This is a genomic window from Bacillus inaquosorum, from assembly GCF_023238325.1.
Lineage (GTDB): Bacteria > Bacillota > Bacilli > Bacillales > Bacillaceae > Bacillus > Bacillus inaquosorum.
In genome coordinates, this window is the sequence record NZ_CP096592.1 from 3,843,793 (window position 1) to 3,861,301 (window position 17,509).

Below are 17,509 nucleotides of genomic sequence, written 5' to 3' on the forward strand. Positions count from 1 at the left end.
ATTTGCACCCATCCAGAAAAAACTAACAATCTTGTGAATGCCCAGTGTTAGTTGACGCTCTGACTGTTTCTCTCCGTGTGCGTTTTCATTCTTTCATGCCAATACATCCATATGACAAGGACAAAGCTGGCTAACGCAACTTCCGAAAGCGCCATGAAGCCGATCGCATATTGTCCTGTTGCCTGAAACACACTCGTCAAAATCAGCGGAGGGAAAAAACCGCCTAGTCCGCCCATAGCAGACACAATACCATTGGCAATCCCCGCTTGCTTCGAAAAATAGAAAGGCACCAGTTTAAAAACGGTCCCGTTTCCTATGCCTGAGCAGACTGCCACCGTTAATGACCCAAACGTATAAAGACCGATCGTCGGCGAGAACGATAAGATAATGCCTGATAATGTAAGTCCCGCAAAAACGAACATCAAGATGCGGAGCGGGCTCATTTTATCAGCCAAGAGTCCTCCCACAGGCCTGAGCAGCGTTGATACGGCAATAAATCCAGCCGTCCGCAAACCGGCGTCCGCAGGATTCAGCCCAAAGTTCTCAACTAGAAAGTTCGGCAGATAGATGGTGAAAGCGACAAAGGCGCCGAACGTAATAAAATAAAACAGGCTCAAAAACCACAGTACATGATTTCGGTAAACGGCTTTGATTTGAGTTTTTATGGAAACATTCACTTTCTTCTCATGCCGGTCGCCGAATAATACGTGCAGCAATGCGAAAACTGCCAGCAGAACCAGATACATCTGCACAGTTGTTTTCCATCCCGCAGCTTGAGCGATAACCGGCGCGGCAAATGTGGTAATGGCGGTTCCGATGTTTCCGGCCCCGTAAATCCCATTGACGACACCGTGCTTTTCTTTCGGATAATATTTCGGCAGGGATGTCACCCCAATGGAGAATACCGCTCCCCCAATCCCTAAGAAAAAACCGCCCGCGATTAAATCAAACAGAGAATCCGCGATACTGATCCAAAACACAGGAAATAAAAGCAGGATGAAGCTGATCATGAACATCAGCCTTGCGCCAAACCTGTTCGTTAAATACCCTAAAGGAATGCGGAGAAGCGACCCGAGGATTACGGGAATCGCTGTCACCAAAGAAATCTCGCCTTTGCTTAAATGAATATCTAATGTGATTTGGGAAATGAGTGATGAAATCAGCACCCAAACCATAAACCCTGCCACCAAGCTTAATGACTGTAACGATAATTGAATGTGTTGACGGTTGATCATTTGGCTTGCCCCTTTCAATGATTCAATAATCAGTCTTATCATACAAAAACTCAGCAAACAGGATTGTGAATTACATCACACGTTTTCCTCATAAAAAAAGGGCAAAGCCCGCAGGCTTTGCCCTTTCTCATCATTACATTTTTTCCGGAGCCGATACGCCGATCAGCTGAAGCGCATTGTTCAGCGTAATTTGCGTTGCTTTCATTAAAGCCAGACGCGCACGGCTTTTTTCTTCATTTTCAGGATCGATGACTTTCTCCGCATTGTAGAAGCTGTGCAAAGAAGAAGCCAGATCATAAATATAGTTTGTGACACGGTGCGGAATTCGTTTTTCTGCCGCTTCCGCCACTGCCTCTGGGAAGCCGCCGATCGTTTTCAGCAGGTCATATTCTTTTTCTGATTGAATATGGCTGAAATCAAGATCCGCCGCCGGCTTAAGTCCCTGCTCTTCCCCTTGGCGAAGCATGCTGCAAATACGGGCATGTGCGTATTGTGCATAATACACAGGGTTTTCGTTAGATGTTGATACAGCAAGATCTAAGTCAAAATCCATATGCGTATCCGCACTGCGCATCGCAAAGAAGTAACGCACGGCATCCAAGCCGACTTCTTCAATCAGGTCGCGCATCGTTACCGCTTTACCCGTCCGTTTGCTCATTTTCATTTTCTCGCCGTTTTTGTAAAGGTGAACGAGCTGAATGATTTCTACTTCAAGCGTTCCTTTTTCATAGCCAAGCGCTTCGATTGCCGCTTTCATACGCGGGATGTAGCCATGGTGATCGGCGCCCCAAACGTTGATCAGCTTATCAAAGCCGCGGTCAAGCTTATCCTTATGGTACGCGATATCAGGCAGCAGGTACGTGTACGAGCCGTCCTTCTTGATCAATACACGGTCTTTATCATCGCCGAACGCCGTAGAGCGGAACCAAGTTGCGCCGTCTTCTTCATAGACATGGCCTTTTTCGCGGAGCGCTTCAAGCGCCTTGTCGATTTTTCCGTTTTGGTACAGTGAAGTTTCGGAATACCACACATCAAACGGCACACGGAAGTTTTCCAAGTCCTTGCGAAGCTTTTCCAGCTCGTATTTCAGACCGTAATCACGGAAAAATGCGAGGCGTTCGCTTTCCTCTTCGTTGACGAAACGGTCGCCGTATTCCTCAGCGAGACGCTTTCCGATCGCAATGATATCCTCGCCGCGGTAGCCGTCCTCCGGCATCGGTTTTTCCAAGCCGAGCGCTTCAAAGTAACGGACTTCCACAGAAAGCGCCAGGTTGTTGATTTGGTTTCCGGCATCGTTAATGTAGTATTCGCGGCTCACATCGTAACCAGCCTTTGAAAGCACATTGCACAAGGAATCGCCGACAGCCGCACCGCGCGCATGACCGAGGTGGAGGTCTCCCGTCGGATTCGCTGATACGAATTCTACCTGGACTCGTTCACCGTTTCCGATGTTCGTTTCCCCGTATGCTTCTCCTGCTTCCAATACAGACGGAATCAGCTTCGTTAAATATTGATTGTTCATATAGAAATTGATAAAACCCGGGCCAGCGATATCTAGTTTTTCAATCGAAGCCTTTCCTTTATCAAAATGAGCGACAATTTCTTCAGCGATTTGGCGCGGCGCTTTTTTTGCGATTCTAGCCAGCTGCATCGCCATATTCGTTGAATAATCGCCGTGTGTTTTATCTTTCGGTGTTTCTAAAATGACATTGGGAAGCTGGCTTTCTTCAGCCAGTCCCGCTTTCAGAACGGCCGCTTTGATTTCTTCTTTCAGCACGTCCTTCATTTGTTCCGCAATGTTCATGCGTGAGTTCCTCCCTCATACGTGATCGTCATATTATGTAAATGCTGCTGCTCGTCTCCGACATGCATGTCATATGCGATGCTGATACGGCCTTTTTCTTCGCCGAGATCAGATTGAATCGATTTTGTGCTTGTTTTCAGCTCAAGCTCACCAAATGACATTTTATATTTAGCAATTGTGGAAGCTCCCGTTACGAAACGCTGATTCATTTTGACAGCGCCTGACCTCATGACCAGCACTTCGCCTTCGCTTACTTTCACAATCGTTTTCACTTTGCCTAAGTCGTGTTCCTCATAATAAGATAGATACACTTTATTTTGTTTTACATAGTAAAATCCGGTGGTGCGGAATTCGATGACTTCCTGGTTTCCGTCATCCTCGATCACAGACTTCACATGGAGTGTTATCGGTGTCTCTTGCTTCATTTTGACACGTCCTTTTCATCATTCCACTTTGACTTGAATAGTATAATCATTCAGTTTGTAAACTTCAACTGCTTCTATCTTACCATCATTGCTCATCATATTTGAAGATAAACCTCATAAAAAGCATTTCCTTAATAGAAGAGAAAATCATATCACTAATTACCTTTAGGAAATGTTACACTTTTCCGAAATCTACCGTTTTCATTTCACATTTTCTTCAAAATATATGTATTGAATTGGTAATTTATTAGTTTTATCATAAAAGTACAACATAGATCTGCTAGAAAAAACAAAAAAAAGGGAGGATTCAATTATGAAAAAAGCTGTTATTGTAGAAAACAAAGGTTGTGCAACATGCTCGATCGGAGCCGCTTGTCTAGTGGACGGTCCTATCCCTGATTTTGAAATTGCCGGTGCAACAGGTCTATTCGGTCTATGGGGATAAGGTTCTCCAAAAAGGGCATAGTGATTCTACTATGCCCTTTTTAAGTAAATTACAATTTTTAACTTAAATCTACCTCATGGTTTATACATACACAATCGTTTTTCATTTGAATCATATGTAGAGGGGATGGTATTTTGTTTACAGAGCAGATGTTTCCATATATTAATGAAAGTGTAAGAGTTCACCAGCTTCCTGAGGGCGGCGTGTTAGAAATCGACTACTTGCGCGATAATGTCTCCATTTCTGACTTTGAGTATTTGGATCTTAACAAAACGGCTTACGAGCTTTGCATGCGAATGGATGGGCAAAAAACGGCTAAACAGATTTTAGCGGAGCAATGCGCAGTGTACGATGAATCACCGGAGGACCATAAGGACTGGTATTACGACATGCTCAACATGCTTCTGAACAAGCAGGTCATCCAGGTTGGAAATCGGGCCAGCCGCCACACAATCACCACGAGCGGAAGCAATGAATTTCCGATGCCGCTGCACGCCACCTTTGAGCTGACGCACCGCTGTAATTTGAAATGCGCTCACTGTTATTTGGAAAGCTCGCCGGAAGCGCTCGGCACCGTGTCGATTGAACAATTCAAGAAAACGGCTGATATGCTGTTCGACAACGGTGTGTTGACATGCGAAATCACGGGCGGAGAAATTTTTGTCCATCCGAACGCCAATGAGATTCTTGACTATGTATGCAAAAAGTTCAAAAAGGTTGCTGTCTTAACGAACGGAACACTCATGCGAAAAGAGAGCCTTGAGCTGTTGAAGACTTACAAGCAAAAAATCATCGTCGGCATATCTCTCGATAGTGTGAATTCCGAGGTCCATGATTCCTTTAGAGGGAGAAAAGGCTCTTTTGCCCAAACTTGTAAAACGATAAAATTGTTGAGTGACCACGGGATATTTGTCAGAGTCGCCATGTCCGTTTTCGAAAAAAACATGTGGGAAATCCACGATATGGCCCAAAAGGTTCGGGATCTCGGGGCGAAGGCGTTCTCTTACAATTGGGTTGATGACTTCGGAAGAGGCAGAGATATCGTCCACCCCACAAAAAATGCCGAGCAGCACCGCAAATTTATGGAATACGAGCAAAATATCATTGATGAGTTTAAAGATCTGATACCGATTATTCCTTATGAGAGAAAACGCGCGGCAAATTGCGGCGCTGGCTGGAAGTCCATCGTAATCAGCCCGTTCGGAGAAGTACGTCCGTGCGCGCTCTTTCCAAAGGAATTTTCATTGGGAAATATTTTTCATGATTCATATGAAAGCATCTTTAACTCCCCTCTCGTCCATAAACTGTGGCAAGCGCAGGCGCCGCGATTCAGCGAGCATTGCATGAAAGACAAATGCCCGTTCAGCGGCTATTGCGGAGGCTGTTACTTAAAAGGGCTGAACTCTAACAAATATCACCGGAAAAACATTTGCTCCTGGGCGAAAAATGAACAATTAGAAGACGTGGTCCAGCTTATTTAGGAGGGAAACGATTTGTCACCAGCACAAAGAAGAATTTTACTGTATATCCTTTCATTTATCTTTGTCATCGGCGCAGTCGTCTATTTTGTCAAAAGCGATTATTTATTTACGCTGATTTTCATTGCCATTGCCATTCTTTTCGGGATGCGCGCGCGGAAGGCTGACTCGCGATGAGCATTTTGGATATACACGATGTCTCCGTTTGGTATGAACGGGACAACGTCATCTTAGAACACGTGGATTTACATTTAGAAAAAGGCGCTGTTTACGGATTGCTTGGGGTAAACGGCGCCGGAAAAACGACACTGATCAATACGCTGACCGGGGTGAACCGTAATTTCAGCGGGGGCTTTACGCTGTGCGGCATTGAAGCGGAGGCCGGCATGCCGCAGAAAACATCAGATCAGCTGAAGATTCACCGTTACTTCGCCGCCGATTATCCGCTGCTGTTTACAGAAATTACGGCGAAGGACTATGTGTCTTTCGTTCACTCGCTTTATCAAAAGGATTTTTCAGAACAGCAGTTTACCAGTTTGGCCGAGGCCTTTCATTTTTCCAAATACACCAACAGGAGAATTGCGGAGCTGTCCTTGGGGAACAGGCAAAAGGTTGTGTTGATGACAGGCTTATTGCTGCGGGCTCCCCTGTTTATTTTAGATGAGCCGCTCGTCGGTTTGGATGTGGAATCGATAGAAGTCTTTTATCAAAAAATGCGCGAGTACTGTGAGGCAGGCGGAACCATTCTGTTTTCTTCCCATCTGCTTGATGTCGTGCAGAGATTTTGTGATTATGCGGCCATTCTTCACAACAAACAGATCCAAAAGGTTATTCCGATTGGTGAGGAGACCGATCTGCGGCGTGAATTTTTTGAGGTGATCGGCCATGAATAACATATTCCCCATCATGTCTCTGCTGTTCAAACAGCTTTACAGCCGGCAAGGGAAAAAGGACGCCATTCGCATTGCCGCAGGGCTTGTGATTCTCGCCGTGTTTGAAATCGGGCTGATCCGTCAGGCCGGCATTGACGAATCGGTGTTGGGAAAAACATATATCATACTCGCGCTTCTTTTGATGAACGCATATATGGTATTTCTTTCTGTGACATCTCAATGGAAGGAATCTTATATGAAGCTGAGCTGCCTGCTGCCGATTTCTTCACGGAGCTTCTGGCTCGCCCAGAGTGTCGTTCTGTTTATCGACACCTGTTTGAGAAGAACATTATTCTTTTTTATTTTACCGCTGTTCTTATTTGGAAACGGAACGCTGTCAGGGGCGCAAACGTTCATTTGGCTTGGCAGATTTTCGTTTTTTACCGTTTACTCAATAATATTCGGCGTAGTACTAAGCAACCATTTTGTCAAAAAGAAGAACTGGATGTTTCTGCTGCATGCAGCCGTTTTCGCCTGTGTATGCTTCAGTGCCGCTTTTATGCCGGCCGTTACGATCCCGCTATGTGCGGTTCATATGCTATGGGCGGTGGTCATTGACTTTCCTGTCTTTCTGCAGGCGCCTCCGCAGCAGAGCAAGATGCATTCTTTTTTGCGGAGATCTGAATTTTCGTTTTACAAAAGGGAATGGAACCGATTTATCTCCTCTAAAGCGATGCTGTTAAATTACGTGGTGATGGCGGCGTTCAGCGGATTCTTTTCGTTCCAGATGATGAATACCGGCATCTTCAATCAGCAAGTGATTTATATTGTGATTTCCGCCCTTCTGCTGATCTGCTCGCCGATCGCCCTATTGTACTCTATTGAAAAAAACGATCGGATGCTGCTCATCACGCTTCCGATTAAACGAAGAACGATGTTTTGGGCGAAATACCGCTTTTATTCAGGCCTATTGGCAGGCGGATTTCTCCTTGTCGCTATCATTGTGGGCTTCATCAGCAGCCGTCCGATTTCAGCTCTTACTTTTGTGCAGTGTATGGAATTGCTGCTGGCGGGAGCGTTTATCCGGTTAACCGCGGATGAAAAAAGGCCGTCCTTCAGCTGGCAGACGGAACAGCAGCTCTGGAGCGGTTTCTCAAAATACCGGTCTTATCTATTTTGTCTTCCTCTTTTCTTAGCCACATTAGCCGGCACCGCTGTCTCCTTGGCGGTTATTCCGATTGCCGGGCTGATCATAGTCTATTACCTGCAAAAACAGGATGGTGGTTTCTTTGATACAAGCAAAAGAGAACGGCTTGGAAGTTAACCTGCTGAAGACTCATCAATTTTCAACAATCTCAATCGCCGCGAGCTTTCTGAAGCCAATCGAAAGCGCGGCGGAACCTGAAGAAGAAACAATCTATTTTTACGGCGCCGCCGCCCACCTGAAGGAGCAAATCATTGACGCTTTCGGTTATGCTGCCGGCAGCCGCTTTATGTATTCAGCGAATCTCTTTTTTGACCAGCAGCTGAAAACCTGCGGAACCCGTTTGATTCACCCGTTATATGACAAGAATCTTCATGTTGATGCCCTGATGAAGACATTTGCAGACATATCCTTCCCTTCTTCTCTTTCAGCCGAAGCTGTTGAAAGGGCAAGGAATGAGCTGCTGCTGAAGATCGAAAAAAAATTCGCTGACCCCTTCTCCTACTCGGCGGCCCGCTTGGCGGAGGAGGCCTTCGGAAATCCAATGTACGGTACAGCCATGTTTGGCCGGAAAGACAAGATACAGGCGATCCATCCTAAACGGTTTCTCGACGCAACGGACTTCATCGTTGATTTATTGTCCCAGCAAAAACAGCTGAACATATTGGGACACGTACAAGCCTGTGATGTTCCGGGACATGCCCAGCAAACGTCTGCCATGACGGCCGGAAGATTACCCGTGAACCGGCATGTTTTTGAAACAGAGACACGCAGCGCAGAAGGCCCTTCCGTCTTGACACTCGGGTTTGACTGCGGGGAGATGAAAGACGCCAGCGATTATATCAACATTCAGCTGATAGACGGATTACTCGGAAAATACGGTCATTCCGCTTTATTCAAACATTTTCGCGAGAAGGATCTGGCAGTCTATCACGTCATCACCCGATACGACATCATGAACAATTTGCTGCTTGTTTCAATATGTACGGATCAGCTTCATGAGAAAGAGATTCCCCCGCGCGTTTTAGAAGCTGTCTCACATTTTCAAACGGATGAACAGGAACTAGAACAGGCAAAGCAATTTTTACGCAATGAAATGCTGCTGCAATTCGATTCTCCAGAAGGGCTTTTGGCCTATATGGGGATTCTGCGCCGCTTCTCCTGCACGAAGGAAGACTTGCTGGATGGCATCTCAGCGGTTACGTGCCGTGATGTGTTGGAATTCATAGCGACTATCAATTATATCGGAGCTCATGTAGTAAGGGGATGAAGAGATGGAAAAGAAAGCTTTTTTTCAACAGCTGGATGAACGAACCGATATCAGATACACAGACAGCGGACTGAAAATATTCAGATTGAAATTTCCCCGCGCAAACCTGCGGCTGTGCAATGTGAAAATCGATTTTGGGAGCCGGGATGTCCGCTTACAGGCAGAATCCGGCGACACGCAACTCCCATATGGCACAGCTCATTTTTTAGAGCATCTTCTCTTCTGGCATAATGGCCGCAATCTGTACAGTGATTTCTTTGCTCATGGCGCGCTTTTAAATGCGTTCACTACCTACACCGATACCAATTTTATGTTTACCTCATTGCCGAATCGGTGTAGACAGACGATCCCCATCCTGCTTGATGCGTTATCGAACCACTCATTTGACAAGCAGATGATCACTCAGGAAAAAGCTGTGATTACAAATGAAATTCAAACAGCACATCTCAATCATCAGCTCTCTTACCATTATCAGCTGATCAGCATGCTTTCTCCCGCCTCACCTGCTGCGGTCTTCCCTGCAGGCAGAATCAAGGACATTGAGGCGATGGACATCCGTGATTTACAGAAAGCCTACAAGGCCGCCTACAAGCCCCAGCGGATGACGCTGTTTTTGATTGGAGGCTCAGAAGATTCGGAAACCCTTTTGCCTCCTCACCTCCGGCTGGAAAAGCGGCCAGATCATAAAGCAGATAGAAAAATGATTCCCGCGTGCCCTCCAACCCTTTCGCAAAAAGAGGTGCTGGGTGATGAGGAGAGGCCTGAAGACACATGGACCGGACTGCACATCGGCGCACTCCCCGGACAAAATGATCTGTTGACGTTAAAGCTTTATTGGGACATCACGTCTCGTATTCTATTTCAATTAGGTTCGCCTTTTTTTCAAGAAATTCAGCAAACGTACCGCCTGGAAATCGATCGCTTGTCAGCCGAGGCTCACATGTATGAGGATGGCGGTTTTTTGATCCTTCACAGCCAAGGGGCGCATTCTTCGGCTTATATCGATGTCGCTTCCTACTATGTCAGACAGCAGAAAAAACAAATTGCGGCCTGGCTCCAATACGGCAAGGACTCCTTGACGGACGCGATCATTTATGACAGCGATTATGTGCGTAAATGCTTTGAATGGGCAGCCGAGTGTGAACGGTTCGATTGCTCATTTCTCGACTTGTACCGCACCATTCACGATATGAATGTCCAGGATTTCATGTCTCTCATTGATGTATTGGGATCTTCTAAAAAAGCGGTCATTCACGTTTCACAGAAAGAGGCGATTGGACAATGAGAAAAAGCACTGTCTTTACCGTGTTATTGCTGCTCGTTGGTATGGCGGCGTATTCCTTCGGCTGGGTTCAGGCCTTCGCCGAAGCCGCTGCCCAATATGTAAAGATGATCAACAATGATGCTGTGCGGCTCGGACTGCTGGCTTGTATCGCTTCCGTCCTGATGCTGCCCGCTTTTCTCTATCTTCACTATGTCACCCAATCCGTAAAAAACATGACAGCAGCCTTTCAGAAACTCACACAGTCTCATCAAAGCTGCTGTGACTTCCAGCATCACAGATTGTGCAGCCGCTACGCCGACGATGTCAAATCGCTGCGTGACAGCTATAAAAACGTCCGCCAAGCATACGTGATGGCTGCTGTATTATGCCAAGTCATCATATTCGGCTGCATGTTCGAAATCGTCAAAGCCGTCCCTTTCCGTTTTCACACGCCCCCTGCCGTTTCAATGGGACTTGCGGTGTTACTGATTTTGTTTTTATTGTTTTATATGCGAACGTACTTGCTGCAGTTTTTCCAGCATGGCACCCTGTTCAGAAAAGTGCTTGTGGGAGTGCTGACAGGAGCCGGGATATGGTGGATGCTCAGTTTTACCATAAGTGAACTGCTGTTTCTGATCATCCTGGCAGCCATCCAGCAGATCGGGTCATTTATTTATAAACGATTGTCTTATCGCAGCTCTGCTTCTCTCGACCTGTGAAATGAGCTATATCGCTATCGCAGACGGACCAGTCCCAACCGGAATCACCGTCACAGCTGTATAATCACTGGTACGGTACACTGTCACGGTATTGTCGTTGGGCTGTGCTGCATAAATGTACTGATTGTCCGGCGTTACGGCGAGGTCAGAGGCGCCGGGGAGAGAGGCAGTTGTTATAAAGGTATGCTGCGCTGTATCTACGACAGTGAGATTCTCCGGAAATACCTCAAAATAGGGCTCAAGGAAAAACGCACGAGTCCCGTCAGCAGAAAAAACAATTGTAATTAAACCGTCAAACAGTCTGTTAATTTGTGAAGATTCGCTAAATGTTGTCAAATCTATCACAGAAACGACATTCGGCCTTAGCTCACCATTTTCCAGATAAGCAAAATCCCCTATTAACGGGGTTTCAATAAGATTTGGTGTTTCAAAGTTACTTAAACTATCAATCAGCTGCCCTGTATTGATGTCATATTTATTAACGACCCAAAATCCAGAGTTGGTCGTATAGAAAAACTGTCCGTTAGGGTCTAGGGCAAAATCGTCCGCAGCGGGTGACACCGTTAATGTATTGGTAATGGTTTGCGAGGAAATGTTAATTTCATAAATGGAGCTGCCCCCTGCGAGAATATAAGCAAATTCTCCCCCAATTTCAAACTGGATTTTTCTTGGGGCTCCTGCAAGAGGGATGGTTTGTGTAACTGTTAATGTTTCGTTGTTAATGATCGATACAAGATTCGCATTCCTATGGAGAACATACGTATACGCTTTATCCAAGGTAACACCCAGATCAGTCGGGATATCAGATAAAGAAATGGTACTTACAAGAGTATTCACGTCAGTATCAATGACCGAAACCGTGCTGTCTCCAGTGTTTGCAGTAAACACGTAAGATCGCTGATCCGGTTCCGGTACAAGCACAATCGTCCCCGTCACCGATAAAGGATTGCCGTAGAACGGCGGAACGACAACAAGGTTCTCGATCGTGATGTCACTGAAATCCGGGCAATCATCCGGGTTATCAGAATAATAGACGACTTGATCGATCTCTGCATTGTGAATGACAGAAACAGCCCCGTCCCCTTGTCCATATTGATTTCGTACAGGTGAGACACTGACGAGAAGCGTAACGGTCCCTTGTACTCTCACAGCATATTGAACACCGATATCTTCTGGTTCCGGCCCAGTCTGGATTAAACAAGGCTCACTGATACAGGACAAATTGTCTGTACTCCACGTAACCGCTGCAGCTGCTTCGGCAGAATCAATAGTGAACCCCTCAGGAATGTCAATCGGCACTTGAAATGGCGCTTCTCGGCTGATCTCCTCATCACAAAAACAGAAACAATTTTCCTGTAAGTCAGAAAGATCATTTTTTTTCATAATTTCACGTCCTTTTAAAAATGCACAACATGCATTTGGTTAAATTGCAATGGCACTCGGTGAAACCCCAAGAGGTATGACAGTTTCCACAGAATAATCACCTGTGTTGTAAACCGTAATGCTTTGCTCTATAAAATGAGTTGCATACAGAAATTCGCCATTCGGGGTAAACGCAAAGTCATTTCCCCGTTGTGGAAGATTTCCTATTACGTCTGCACCACCTGGACTGACGGAATATAGATTGTGAGTGAAACCATCAAACAAATACACCTCTGATCCGCTCGTAAACATTAGATACTCACCTTCATACTCCAGCTCTTGGGTACTACTGATCGTAAAGGTATTTAAATCAATAATCGTCAAATAATTGAAGAAGTGATCTTCTTCTAATACATAGGCATATCGCTCCGGCTGCTTTGTTTCTATGGAATTTACAATAAGCTCTCGTTCAATCGTTCCTGTAACTTCACCGGTAGATAAGTCCACTTTTTGCACTAAACCAAAATCAAGAACATAGGCGAACAACCCATTGGGATCAATTGCAATATCATACCCTTCAACAGGAATAGACCTTTCTACAGTTGACGTTTCTATTCTGATCACATAAATGGCATTACCGGCGAGAACATAGGCAAAATCATGTTCAGGCACAAATTTAATTGTTTCAGGCGGCTGATCTAGCAGAATAGATGTAGTAACAGTCAACGTGTCATAATCAATGACAGAAATCATATTATTGTTGAAATGCAAGACAAACACAGAGTTTTTATCCGGGGTCATTTCAATACCTGTCGGCTCGAACGGTAGAGCAATCGTTGTAAACACGGCATGAGTGTTTGTATCAATCACAGAAACCGATTGATCATCTGGATTCGCTGTAAACGCATAAACGGGTTCGGGCTCCGTTTCCGGTACAAGCACAATCGTCCCCGTCACCGATAAAGGACTGCCGTAGAACGGCGGGACGACAACAAGGTTCTCGATCGTGATCTCACTGAGATCCGGGCAATCATCCGGTTCATCAGAGTAATAGACGACTTGATCGATCTCTACATTGTGAATGACAGAAACAGCCCCATTCCCTTGTCCATATTGATTTCGTACAGGTGAGACACTGACAAGAAGCGTAACGGTCCCCTGCAGGCGTACTGCAAATTGAACACCGACCTCATCAGGCTCAGGCCCCGTTTGAATTAAACAGCGTTCACTGACACAAGAAAGGCTGTCTGCATTCCATGTGACGTTTGCAACAGCCTCAGCCGGATCAACGACAAACCCCTCAGGCAATTCAATCGGTGCTTGAAACATTGCTTCACGGCTAGTTTCTTCCTCACAAAAACATAAACATTCTTCTTGTGCGGCTCCTGCTTTTTCTTTAAAGGAAAGCTTATTTTTTCTCATACCTTCACTTCCTTTTCAGAAATACACTGCTCACGCAGATACAACAGAATATGGAAGGTGAATGTATTTGCTTGTACAAATTGCCGAGGGTAAAAGTGGTTTTTCGAAAGTATTTCCTCAAACATGCGGTGTAACGAAAGAAAAAATTGCGGTTTTTTTGCGCTTCTCTCAAGAATGATAATGATAAAATATGACATATATAGAATAATGAAGGGAGGGATTTACAAACGTGACAGGTGTCATATCTTCTTCTTCCGTCGGAGAAAAGATTAACGAATGGTATATGTACATACGCCGATTCAGCATACCTGATGCAGAATATTTGCGAAGAGAAATCAAGCAAGAGCTGGATCAAATGGAAGAAGATCAAGACCTTCATTTGTACTATTCACTGATGGAATTCCGGCACAACCTGATGCTTGAGTACCTTGAACCGCTAGAAAAAATGCGGATCGAGGAACAGCCGAGACTGTCTGATCTGCTGCTTGAGATTGATAAAAAACAGGCTCGTTTAACTGGAGTCCTTGATTATTACTTTAATTTCTTCAGAGGCATGTATGAGCTGGACCAGCGGGAATATCTGTCGGCTATTAAATTTTTTAAAAAGGCCGAAAGCAAGTTGATATTCGTTAAGGATCGAATAGAGAAGGCAGAGTTTTTCTTTAAAATGTCTGAGTCTTATTACTATATGAAACAAACGTATTTTTCAATGGACTATGCACGGCAGGCATATGAAATATACAAAGAACATGAAGCTTATAATATAAGATTGCTTCAGTGTCACTCTTTATTTGCTACCAATTTCTTAGATCTGAAACAATATGAGGATGCCATATCACATTTTAAAAAAGCTTACTCTATGGCGGAAGCTGAGAATCAGCCCCAATTAATGGGAAGAACATTGTACAACATCGGGCTTTGTAAAAACAGCCAAAGCCAATATGAGGATGCCGTAACATATTTCAAAAGAGCAATAGCTGTTTTTGAAGAATCTAATATTATACCTTCCCTGCCCCAAGCCTATTTTTTAATTACACAAATTCATTATAAAATGGGAAAAATGGATAAAGCCCATGCATATCATAGTAAGGGAATGGCTTATTCTCAAAAGGCCGGAGATTCAATATATTTATCGGAGTTTGAATTTTTGAAATCTTTATACTTATCAGGCCCTGATGAAGAAGCAATTCAAAGTTTCTTTGATTTCCTCGAAAGTAAAATGTTGTATGCTGATCTTGAAGATTTCGCTCTTGATGTGGCAAAATATTATCATGAACGTGAAAATTTTCAAAAAGCTTCTGCTTATTTCCTAAAGGTGGAACAAGTAAGGCAACTTATTCAAGGAGGAGTGAGATTGTATGAAATTGAAGTCTAAACTATTACTCTCTTGTCTGGCCCTAAGCACTGTTTTCATCGCAACGAATATTGCAAACGCACCTACACACCAAATTGAAGTTGCACAGCGAGGAATGATTTAACCGCCGTCCATCGGCGGTTTTTTTTGTCCCCTCTTTGCCCAGTCTTCCAATCATGCTATGATTTTTCAATACATCATAACGGAAGATGGCAAGGTGTTATGTCTCTGGAAAGTGCAAAAACCCACTTTAAACAGTGGCATCGGGAACAGGATGTCATGGTCAAGCGCGACAGTTGAACAAGCGGCTGAGACGATCGGCGTGAGCCCGGCTAGAATCGCCAAGACCCTGTCCTTCAGAGGAGAAGGAGATCAGGCGATGCTGATTGTGGCAGCCGGAGATGTCAAGATCGACAACAAAAAGTACCGGCAAACATTTGGTTTTAAAGCAAGAATGCTCTCTCCGGATGAGGTGCTGGAGCAGACAGGCCATGAAATTGGAGGGGTTTGCCCGTTTGGATTGGCTCATGATCTGGAGGTTTATCTTGATATATCGCTGAAACGGTTTGAAACTGTTTTTCCGGCATACGGCAGCAGAAACTCCGCTATTGAATTAACGTTAGAAGAGTTGTCCGAATTTTCTTTCTCAAAAGAGTGGGTTGATGTTTGCAAAGGCTGGGAATAAAAAAACATCCAGACAGGGTCTGGATGTTTTTCTTATTTCACAAACCCAAGCAGCATTTCACGGATGATTTTGCTGGCTGTGTTTGCCGTTTGTTCTGAGTGGTCATACACCGGTGCGACTTCCACTAAATCAGCGCCCTTCACGTTTACCTCTGAACGCGCGATTTCATGGACGGATGCAAGCAGTTCTTTAGATGTGATGCCGCCGGCGTCAACCGTTCCCGTTCCCGGTGCGTGTGCAGGGTCTAATACGTCAATGTCGATTGTGACATATACCGGACGGCCCGCCAGCTTCGGAAGCACTTCCTTCAGCGGTTCAAGCACTTCAAATTTGGAGATGTGCATGCCGTTTTCCTTCGCCCAATCAAACTCTTCTTTCATGCCGGAACGGATTCCGAATGAATATACATTTTGCGGTCCGATCAATTCTGCCGCTTTGCGGATCGGTGTGGAGTGAGAAAGCGGTTCTCCCTCATAATCTACGCGAAGATCTGTATGTGCGTCAAAATGGATAATCGCAAGGTCTGGGTATTTCTTGTACATCGCCTTAATGACAGGCCATGTCACAAGATGCTCTCCGCCCATTCCCATCGGGAACTTCCCTTTTTCTAAAATGCTGTCCACATACTCCTCAATCATATCAAGGCTTCTCTGCGGATTTCCGAACGGCAGCGGAATGTCGCCGGCGTCAAAGAAGTTCAGGTCGGCCAGATCACGGTCTAAATACGGGCTGTATTCTTCAAGGCCGATTGACACCTCGCGGATTCTGCTCGGGCCAAAGCGTGAGCCCGGACGATAGCTGACCGTCCAATCCATCGGCATGCCGTAAAGGATGGCGTCCGCCCCTTCCCACTCGGGACGGCTCGCGATAAATACTTTTCCTGAATAAGCTTCATCAAATCTCATCTATAATACCCTCGCTTTCCTGTAAAAAAGCGCAAGATTCGCTCCTGCTCCATACCATCATTATTTAATCAGGTCACTCACAAATTTCGGCAGAACAAACGCCGCTTTATGAATATCTTTTGTGTAATATTTCGTATCAATATCGAAGAAACGGCTGTCTTCCACTGCAAGCGGATCATATTTTTTCGAGCCGATTGTAAATGTCCACAAACCGCTTGGGTATGTCGGAATGTTCGCCGTATACAGCTTCGTAATCGGGAAGATTTCCTTCACGTCGCGCTGTACATTTGTGATTAATTCAGGCGTAAACCATGGGTTGTCCGTTTGAGCGACGAAAATGCCGTCTTCTTTCAGCGCCTTCGCGATTCCTGCGTAGAATCCTTTTGTAAACAGGTTTACAGCTGGTCCGACAGGTTCAGTTGAATCTACCATAATTACGTCGTATTGATTTTCAGATTTCGCAATGTGCATAAATCCGTCATCCACCTGAACGTCAACGCGCGGATCATCCAGTTTACCTGCGATAGAAGGAAGAAACTTTTTAGAGTATTCGATGACCTTGCCGTCAATATCAACAAGTGTCGCTTTTTTCACGCTTGGATGCTTCAGGATTTCTCTGATGACGCCGCCGTCACCGCCGCCGACAACAAGAACGTGCTCCGGATTTGGGTGTGTAAATAATGGGACATGCGCCACCATTTCGTGATAAACGAATTCGTCTTTTTCAGATGTCATGACCATGCCGTCCAAAAACAGCATGTTGCCGAACTCTTCTGTTTCCACCATTTCTAAATGCTGAAACTCCGTTTGTTCTGTATGTAACGTTTTATTAACCTTCATTGTAATGCCAAAGTTTTTCGTCTGCTTCTCTGTGTACCAAAGTTCGCTCAATTGTCATCTCCCTTTCAAGGCTGTATTCATTTATTGTAAGCGTCTTATCAGCTTTTATTCTCGGTTGAAATCTCATTTTCACCTAAGGAAAAAGTATAGAGGATGGCGGGGAAAAAGTAAAGATGCGTCCTGTTCTGAGATGTTTAAAAACGATCTTTTTTTCTCATAATAGTA

The 17,509-nt window shown here is 45.0% G+C and carries 17 protein-coding genes and 2 pseudogenes; 12 read left to right on the forward strand and 7 right to left on the reverse strand.

Features of this window, described 5'->3' with window-relative positions:
- Nucleotides 1-47: 47 nt before the first annotated feature.
- From narK to M1M80_RS19495, 3 genes are all read right to left on the reverse strand, one after another.
- Nucleotides 48-1,235 carry a nitrate transporter NarK gene (narK, locus tag M1M80_RS19485; protein WP_060399732.1) on the reverse strand — a complete coding sequence of 396 codons (1,188 nt, stop codon included), beginning with the start codon at nucleotides 1,233-1,235 and terminating at the stop codon, nucleotides 48-50.
- Nucleotides 1,236-1,368: 133 nt separating this feature from the next.
- Complete coding sequence (argS, locus tag M1M80_RS19490) at nucleotides 1,369-3,039, reverse strand: arginine--tRNA ligase (RefSeq protein WP_060399733.1); 1,671 nt, start codon at nucleotides 3,037-3,039, stop codon at nucleotides 1,369-1,371.
- Nucleotides 3,036-3,464: a YwiB family protein gene (locus M1M80_RS19495; protein WP_003235873.1), complete on the reverse strand. Its 429-nt coding sequence runs from the start codon at nucleotides 3,462-3,464 to the stop codon at nucleotides 3,036-3,038. Before M1M80_RS19495 ends, argS begins: the two co-directional genes overlap by 4 nt.
- 313 nt (nucleotides 3,465-3,777) lie before the next feature.
- On the opposite strand from M1M80_RS19495, the gene sboA reads away from it, so the two are divergent.
- From sboA to M1M80_RS19540, 9 genes and pseudogenes are all read left to right on the forward strand, one after another.
- Nucleotides 3,778-3,909 carry a subtilosin A gene (sboA, locus tag M1M80_RS19500; RefSeq protein ID WP_003222002.1) on the forward strand — a complete coding sequence of 44 codons (132 nt, stop codon included), beginning with the start codon at nucleotides 3,778-3,780 and terminating at the stop codon, nucleotides 3,907-3,909.
- A pseudogene (locus tag M1M80_RS19505) lies at nucleotides 3,866-3,973 on the forward strand (bacteriocin-like protein SboX); the annotation flags it as partial. The gene sboA and the pseudogene M1M80_RS19505, both read left to right, overlap by 44 nt.
- 70 nt (nucleotides 3,974-4,043) lie before the next feature.
- Nucleotides 4,044-5,390 (forward strand): subtilosin maturase AlbA, encoded by a 1,347-nt coding sequence (albA, locus tag M1M80_RS19510; protein ID WP_060399734.1) that lies wholly within the window; start codon nucleotides 4,044-4,046, stop codon nucleotides 5,388-5,390.
- Nucleotides 5,391-5,402: 12 nt separating this feature from the next.
- Nucleotides 5,403-5,564, forward strand: a complete 162-nt coding sequence (gene albB, locus M1M80_RS19515) for an antilisterial bacteriocin subtilosin biosynthesis protein AlbB (RefSeq protein WP_003222006.1) — start codon at nucleotides 5,403-5,405, stop codon at nucleotides 5,562-5,564.
- Complete coding sequence (locus M1M80_RS19520; RefSeq protein WP_003235877.1) at nucleotides 5,561-6,280, forward strand: ATP-binding cassette domain-containing protein; 720 nt, start codon at nucleotides 5,561-5,563, stop codon at nucleotides 6,278-6,280. The genes albB and M1M80_RS19520 overlap by 4 nt, the downstream gene beginning before the upstream one ends.
- The gene (gene albD, locus M1M80_RS19525; RefSeq protein WP_060399735.1) at nucleotides 6,273-7,583 is read left to right on the forward strand and encodes an antilisterial bacteriocin subtilosin biosynthesis protein AlbD; all 1,311 of its coding nucleotides are present in this window, start codon (nucleotides 6,273-6,275) and stop codon (nucleotides 7,581-7,583) included. Before M1M80_RS19520 ends, albD begins: the two co-directional genes overlap by 8 nt.
- On the forward strand, nucleotides 7,573-8,733 hold the full coding sequence (locus tag M1M80_RS19530; RefSeq protein WP_080429128.1) for an insulinase family protein: 1,161 nt from the start codon (nucleotides 7,573-7,575) through the stop codon (nucleotides 8,731-8,733). The genes albD and M1M80_RS19530 overlap by 11 nt, the downstream gene beginning before the upstream one ends.
- 4 nt (nucleotides 8,734-8,737) lie before the next feature.
- Nucleotides 8,738-10,018, forward strand: coding sequence for a M16 family metallopeptidase (locus M1M80_RS19535; RefSeq protein WP_060399737.1), 1,281 nt, complete (start codon nucleotides 8,738-8,740; stop codon nucleotides 10,016-10,018).
- Nucleotides 10,015-10,716: a hypothetical protein gene (locus M1M80_RS19540; RefSeq protein ID WP_060399738.1), complete on the forward strand. Its 702-nt coding sequence runs from the start codon at nucleotides 10,015-10,017 to the stop codon at nucleotides 10,714-10,716. Before M1M80_RS19535 ends, M1M80_RS19540 begins: the two co-directional genes overlap by 4 nt.
- A gap of 6 nt (nucleotides 10,717-10,722) precedes the next feature.
- Here the strand turns inward: M1M80_RS19540 and M1M80_RS19545 are convergent, their stop codons facing one another.
- Both M1M80_RS19545 and M1M80_RS19550 read right to left on the reverse strand, forming a co-directional pair.
- Nucleotides 10,723-12,099 carry a YncE family protein gene (locus M1M80_RS19545; RefSeq protein WP_060399739.1) on the reverse strand — a complete coding sequence of 459 codons (1,377 nt, stop codon included), beginning with the start codon at nucleotides 12,097-12,099 and terminating at the stop codon, nucleotides 10,723-10,725.
- 39 nt (nucleotides 12,100-12,138) lie between these two features.
- Nucleotides 12,139-13,500: a YncE family protein gene (locus M1M80_RS19550; protein ID WP_060399740.1), complete on the reverse strand. Its 1,362-nt coding sequence runs from the start codon at nucleotides 13,498-13,500 to the stop codon at nucleotides 12,139-12,141.
- A gap of 229 nt (nucleotides 13,501-13,729) precedes the next feature.
- On the opposite strand from M1M80_RS19550, the gene rapF reads away from it, so the two are divergent.
- From rapF to M1M80_RS19565, 3 genes and pseudogenes are all read left to right on the forward strand, one after another.
- A complete protein-coding gene (rapF, locus tag M1M80_RS19555; RefSeq protein ID WP_003235896.1) occupies nucleotides 13,730-14,875 on the forward strand; it encodes a response regulator aspartate phosphatase RapF in 1,146 nt (381 codons plus the stop codon).
- Nucleotides 14,859-14,978: a phosphatase RapF inhibitor PhrF gene (phrF, locus tag M1M80_RS19560; protein ID WP_003222023.1), complete on the forward strand. Its 120-nt coding sequence runs from the start codon at nucleotides 14,859-14,861 to the stop codon at nucleotides 14,976-14,978. The genes rapF and phrF overlap by 17 nt, the downstream gene beginning before the upstream one ends.
- A 98-nt stretch (nucleotides 14,979-15,076) precedes the next feature.
- A pseudogene (locus M1M80_RS19565) lies at nucleotides 15,077-15,539 on the forward strand (YbaK/EbsC family protein).
- 32 nt (nucleotides 15,540-15,571) lie between these two features.
- Here M1M80_RS19565 and speB read toward each other — a convergent pair.
- Nucleotides 15,572-16,444: an agmatinase gene (speB, locus tag M1M80_RS19570; protein WP_060399742.1), complete on the reverse strand. Its 873-nt coding sequence runs from the start codon at nucleotides 16,442-16,444 to the stop codon at nucleotides 15,572-15,574.
- Nucleotides 16,445-16,504: 60 nt separating this feature from the next.
- Nucleotides 16,505-17,335 (reverse strand): spermidine synthase, encoded by an 831-nt coding sequence (speE, locus tag M1M80_RS19575; protein ID WP_003235914.1) that lies wholly within the window; start codon nucleotides 17,333-17,335, stop codon nucleotides 16,505-16,507.
- Nucleotides 17,336-17,509: the final 174 nt, after the last annotated feature.

Coding starts and splice junctions, on each gene's coding strand:
- albD (WP_060399735.1), top strand. CDS start 6,273: ATGAATAACATATTCCCCATCATGTCTCTGCTGTTCAAACAGCTTTAC.
- sboA (WP_003222002.1), top strand. CDS start 3,778: ATGAAAAAAGCTGTTATTGTAGAAAACAAAGGTTGTGCAACATGCTCG.
- M1M80_RS19545 (WP_060399739.1), bottom strand. CDS start 12,099: ATGAAAAAAAATGATCTTTCTGACTTACAGGAAAATTGTTTCTGTTTT.
- M1M80_RS19550 (WP_060399740.1), bottom strand. CDS start 13,500: ATGAGAAAAAATAAGCTTTCCTTTAAAGAAAAAGCAGGAGCCGCACAA.
- speB (WP_060399742.1), bottom strand. CDS start 16,444: ATGAGATTTGATGAAGCTTATTCAGGAAAAGTATTTATCGCGAGCCGT.
- M1M80_RS19495 (WP_003235873.1), bottom strand. CDS start 3,464: ATGAAGCAAGAGACACCGATAACACTCCATGTGAAGTCTGTGATCGAG.
- phrF (WP_003222023.1), top strand. CDS start 14,859: ATGAAATTGAAGTCTAAACTATTACTCTCTTGTCTGGCCCTAAGCACT.
- argS (WP_060399733.1), bottom strand. CDS start 3,039: ATGAACATTGCGGAACAAATGAAGGACGTGCTGAAAGAAGAAATCAAA.
- M1M80_RS19535 (WP_060399737.1), top strand. CDS start 8,738: ATGGAAAAGAAAGCTTTTTTTCAACAGCTGGATGAACGAACCGATATC.
- M1M80_RS19520 (WP_003235877.1), top strand. CDS start 5,561: ATGAGCATTTTGGATATACACGATGTCTCCGTTTGGTATGAACGGGAC.
- M1M80_RS19540 (WP_060399738.1), top strand. CDS start 10,015: ATGAGAAAAAGCACTGTCTTTACCGTGTTATTGCTGCTCGTTGGTATG.
- narK (WP_060399732.1), bottom strand. CDS start 1,235: ATGATCAACCGTCAACACATTCAATTATCGTTACAGTCATTAAGCTTG.